This is a genomic window from Streptomyces filipinensis, from assembly GCF_014649495.1.
GTDB lineage: Bacteria > Actinomycetota > Actinomycetes > Streptomycetales > Streptomycetaceae > Streptomyces > Streptomyces filipinensis.
On record NZ_BMTD01000084.1, the window covers coordinates 1 to 955 of the forward strand.

Sequence of the window (955 nt, forward strand, 5' to 3'; positions counted from 1 at the left end):
AGACTCGACCCCAGATGACGCCGCAGCTCGACCGTGTCGAAGGCGGTGTCCGCGACCACATAGGCGACCAGGGTCTTGTCCCCGGCCTGGTCCTCACGGGCCGAGACCACGGTGTCCCGCACCGCCACGTGGGCCCGCAGAACCGCTTCGATCTCGCCCAGCTCGATCCGGTAACCGCGCACCTTCACCTGGGTGTCGATACGACCCAGGTAGTCCAGCGAGCCGTCCGGCGACCGCAGGACCAGGTCACCCGTGCGGTAGAGCCGGGAGCCGGCCGGACCGAACGGGCTCGGCACGAACCGCTCCGCCGTCAGACCAGCACGCCCCATGTAACCGCGCGCCAGACCCACACCACCGATGAACAGCTCACCACTGACACCATCGGCCACCGGCCGGCCGTTGGAGTCGAGGACGTACAGGTCGGTGTTGGCCAGCGGCCCACCGATCGAAACCGACTCGGTCTCCTCCGGTACCTCCCAGAAGGTGGACCAGATCGTGGTCTCCGTCGGGCCGTACACGTTCACCAGACGCCGGGTCCTCGCACGCAGCTCACGCGCCAGCTCCGGCGAGCACGCCTCGCCACCCACCAGCGCCGTCACGGCGTAGTTGTCGAAGCCGGCCGCGAGCATCAAGCGCCAACCCGACGGCGTCAGCTGCACGTGCGTGATCTCGTTCGCGTGGATCAGCGCGGCGAGTGCTTCGGCGTCCTTGACCTGGTCCGCCGAGGCCATGACCACACGCGCACCGGTGACCAGCGGGAGGAACAGCTCCAGACCGGAAATGTCGAACGAGATCGACGTCGACGCCAGCCACACACTCTCACTGTCACTGCCCGCGACATCCGCCATCGACATCAACAGGTTCAACAGCGCCTGGTGCGGGATCATCACACCCTTCGGCCGACCCGTCGAACCCGACGTGTACAGCACGTACGCCAGCTCACCGCCACCCGGCA

The 955-nt window shown here is 67.6% G+C and carries 1 protein-coding gene; it reads right to left on the reverse strand.

Translation table 11 applies throughout. The annotated features are described in order from the left end of the window. Positions 1-887 (reverse strand): AMP-binding protein (locus IE244_RS41570; RefSeq protein WP_229854923.1); only part of this gene is annotated, 887 nt, incomplete at its 3' end. Between the last annotated feature and the right edge of the window lie 68 nt (positions 888-955).